This is a genomic window from Rhizobacter sp. P3_B12, from assembly GCF_056402895.1.
In genome coordinates this window covers 1-3,554 of the sequence record NZ_JBFUGN010000648.1, presented here as the reverse complement: position 1 = coordinate 3,554, position 3,554 = coordinate 1, and the positions used below count along the sequence as shown (strand labels likewise).

4 protein-coding genes are annotated in these 3,554 nt (G+C 69.4%); 1 reads left to right on the top strand and 3 read right to left on the bottom strand.

Going from position 1 to position 3,554, the window contains the following annotated elements; all coding sequences use genetic code 11:
• Positions 1–519: lytic transglycosylase domain-containing protein (locus tag AC1D01_RS25435; protein ID WP_477871311.1), on the top strand; the 519-nt coding region annotated here is incomplete at its 5' end.
• Between the two features lie 14 nt (positions 520–533).
• Here the strand turns inward: AC1D01_RS25435 and AC1D01_RS25430 are convergent.
• From AC1D01_RS25430 to AC1D01_RS25420, 3 genes are all read right to left on the bottom strand, one after another.
• Positions 534–1,856, bottom strand: coding sequence for a type II toxin-antitoxin system HipA family toxin (locus tag AC1D01_RS25430; RefSeq protein ID WP_477871309.1), 1,323 nt, complete (start codon positions 1,854–1,856; stop codon positions 534–536).
• Positions 1,853–2,143: a helix-turn-helix domain-containing protein gene (locus AC1D01_RS25425; protein ID WP_477871307.1), complete on the bottom strand. Its 291-nt coding sequence runs from the start codon at positions 2,141–2,143 to the stop codon at positions 1,853–1,855. Before AC1D01_RS25425 ends, AC1D01_RS25430 begins: the two co-directional genes overlap by 4 nt.
• A gap of 119 nt (positions 2,144–2,262) precedes the next feature.
• Positions 2,263–3,554, bottom strand: a 1,292-nt coding sequence (locus tag AC1D01_RS25420; protein ID WP_477871305.1) for a tetratricopeptide repeat protein, incomplete at its 5' end; no start/stop codon positions are given.

Sequence of the window (3,554 nt, the reverse complement as noted above, 5' to 3'; positions counted from 1 at the left end):
ATCCTCGGGCTGTCCGATGCGGCGTTGGCCGCCGAGGTGCAGCGCCGCGGCGGCAGCCTGATGCTGTTGCCGCCGTCGGCGGTGGCGATCTCGGCGGGCGTGCCGTCGGCCGAGCGGATCACCGCGTACGACCCGATCATCGCGGCGGTGGCGCGCTCCTTCGGCACCGATGTGAACCTGCTGCGCGCGATCGTGCACGTGGAGTCGCGCTTCAATCCGAACGCGGTGTCGCCGAAGGGCGCGATCGGCCTGATGCAGGTGATGCCGGCGACCGCGTCGCGCATGGGCCTGGCCGATGCCGAGCGCAACCTGTTCGAGCCCGAGGCCAACCTGCGCACCGGCACGCGCTACCTGCGCCTGCTGCTGAACATGTTCGAGGGCCAGCCGGAACTGGCGGTCGCGGCATACAACGCCGGCGAGGGCGCGGTGATGAAGTACGGGCGGGAGATCCCGCCGTACCCGGAGACGCAGGCGTATGTGCAGAACGTGATGGCGATCTATCGGAGCCTCAGTCGCTGAACGACGCAGCGGGATCAACGCTTGCCGAGCAGCGCCGAGCGGCCGATCTTCTCGGGCTTGGCGGGCGCCGCCGGCCGGACGGCGGAGAACCGGGCGGCCGCGATCGCAGGTCCGAGCGACGGCAGGCTCCAGCTCTTCTGCAGACGCAGGCTGTTCATGCCGTCGTTCCAGGCGTGCAGCATGCGCTTGCCCGTTTCCTGGAAGTGAGCGTGCCGGCGGGCTGCGCCGATGACCTGCGGCGTGACCTGGACGATGCTTTCGCAGATGCGCTCGACCCGCTGGAGCGTCTGTGCCGGCATGACGTTGCAGCGTGTCTGCAGGAAGCGCTCCAGCACCTTGCCCGGCGTCCAGGCGCTGCGCCGGTCGACCGGCATCCCCGGCGGGTTGTTCCGGTAATCGTCGTAGACCGTGGTGGTCAGCATGTCGTAGACAGGTGCCAGCGAGATGTCATCGCGATCGCCGTAGAGCAGGGCGATGTTCTTCGTGTGGCAATCGGCGTTGCGCAGCGCATAGGTCAGCAGCAGCATGTCGGCCAGCCGCGAGAGCGCTTCGTTCTGCCGCGCCGCTTGCGGCACGACGTTCTTGATGCGCCCGACGACACGCTCCCAGGTGGATTCGTATTTCTGCTCGGGCCGCAGCAACAGCAGGCTGCACAGGTCTTCCATGCCTTTGCGGGTCGTGCCGTCTGCTTCGATGTCGAAGCGATGCACGACCAGCGCCTGCCCGTCGTCGGAGACTTCCGTGGCGGCGGTCGGGAAGCCGGCCTGGCGCGAGACCTCCATGCACAGGTGTTCGTTGAGCGCAACGCCCGGCAGGCGAGCCGTCGTGCCCTTGATGATGTGCCGCTCGGTGGTCAGCGTTCCCTTGCGGTGCTCACCCAGCGGATCGGGCGAGAGGAACTTGGGCACGACACCCGAGACGCCCGAGGCGGCATGGCGTCGCACGAGTTCGACGAAGGCTTCCTCCGAGTTGTCGCCGCGGAGGATGCCCGCCAGGTCGAAGGGAACGGGCGGCTGGCTGGGATCGGCGCCCGGCGCCGCGGCCTTGACCCGGCCGATCGCATTGCGTCCGACGACGGAGAGCAGGTTCAGCGGCGATGCGCCCACATGGGGCCCCAGTTGCTCCTGCAGGATCGAGAGCAGGAAACCTTCAGGCAGGTTCATCCGGAACAGCGGATGCAGTTCGGGGTAGGCATAGGACTCGGTGCGCACCGGCATCAGCAGCGAGACGAACTGCTCCGGGGCGGCGTCCGGGTGGTAGGCCATCACGTGCTTGAACCCGTCGGGGGATTCCAGCGTGGCCACGGGGCGGTCGTGGACGTGGATGTGCAGCTTCATGAGGCATCACGGCGTGGCGTGCTTGCAGCCGATGCCTGCTGCTGCCGCTCGGCCAGCGCATCGTCGAGCGTGAAGTGGCGATTCGCCGGACTGAAGCTCAGCTCGTGCCCGAGCACCTCGAGCAGGCGCAGCAGCTTGCGCGAGCCGAACTCGGCAACGCCACCGGTCTCGAAGCGGGCCAGCGTGGATTGCCCCAACCCGCTCAGTTGCGCCAGCTGCTTTTGCGTCAGCCCCTGGCGCTGACGCAGCAGGGCGACTTCTCGGCCGAGTGCGTGAAGGCTGTTCATGTGCTGTATTTGCTATATAAATACTTGGGATGATTCTGAAGCTATGCAGTGAAAAATACAAGCTTCGTAAGATTTACCCAAGATATATATAGCAAATACAGCATAAGAGAGGATGGTGCTTACCGCTCCGCCGGCAACTCCAGCGCCACCCGCAGCTCCCCCGCCGGCGCATCCATGCGCCACAGCCCGCCCTGCATCTCGCGCGCGATCTCCTCGCACAGCGTGAAGCCGACACCGCCCACCGCCGACGCATCGGCCTCGCGCGCCGGCGACGCGAACAGCACCCRCACCGCCGAGCCGTTCATCGACAGCAGCACCTGCGGCGCCTGCGCACCGCCCAGGCGCTCGATCTCGATCAGCAGGATCCGCAGCAGCACCGCCAGCCGCTGCGCGTCGCCGCGCACCTGCGGCGGCGCGACGCCACGCAGCACCAGCGGCTCGCGCGGCCCCGAGCGGCCGATCGCCATGCCGTTCCAGGCCTCCTGCAGCGCGAGCGGCAGGTCGAGCACCATCGCCTGCGGCGCCGCGCGGTACGAGAACATGCGCAGCTGGCGCGTCAGCGCCGTCGCCTCGTCGATGTGCGCGACCACGCCGCGCATGGCCGCCGACAGCTCGGCCGGCTTCAGGTGGTCGGCCTGCGTGATGCACAGCGACAGCGCCTGCCGCGCCGCCACCAGCGGCGCCCCCAGCGAGTGGTAGATCTGCGCCATCAGCCGGCCCACCACCGCCAGCCGCTGCGCATGCAGCATCGCGGTCTCGCGCTCCAGCCGGCGCTCCTCGGCATCGCGCTCCAGCGCGGCCATGCGGTAGTGCAGCCGCTCCTGCTCGGGCTGCGTGTGGCGCCGCGCCGCATGCGCCTGGCGCAGCCAGCGCAGCGCCTCGGCATGCCGGCCGTTCGCTGCATGCGCATTGGCCAGCATCTGCATCGTGTTCGGCAGCTCGCCGTCGTGGTGGATGCTGCGCATCGCACGGATCGCCCGCTCGAAGCGCGCCGCGGCCCGCCCCGGCTTGCCGGCGTGCTGGTAGTACACGCCCATCGTCAGCCACACCTGCGCCATCCAGCGCGGCGCGCGCGGCAGCTGGCGCACGCGCCGCAGGAAGATCGACGCGGTCTGGCGCGCACCCTCCAGGTCGCCGAGCCGCGAGCGCGCATAGATCACCATGTGCAGCGACGCGAGCGGGCTGCGCTCGCTCGCCTTCGGCAGCACCGCGGCCGCGCGCCGCCGCTCGGACTTCGCCTCGGCCAGCCGGCCGCGCCGCTCGTGCGCATCGGCCAGGTAGGTGCGGCTGAAACCGAGCGCCGCGCGGGCGCTCTCGGCGGTGGTCGCCAGCTGGCCCGGCAGCGCCTCGAGGGCCTTCCCGTTGGATATCTCGGCCACCACCTTCAGCACCTCCTCGCAGCAGTGCGCCG

Bases quoted from the DNA above. Each gene is read 5' to 3' on its own strand.
- AC1D01_RS25430 (WP_477871309.1), bottom strand. From the start codon at position 1,856: ATGAAGCTGCACATCCACGTCCACGACCGCCCCGTGGCCACGCTGGAA.
- AC1D01_RS25425 (WP_477871307.1), bottom strand. From the start codon at position 2,143: ATGAACAGCCTTCACGCACTCGGCCGAGAAGTCGCCCTGCTGCGTCAG.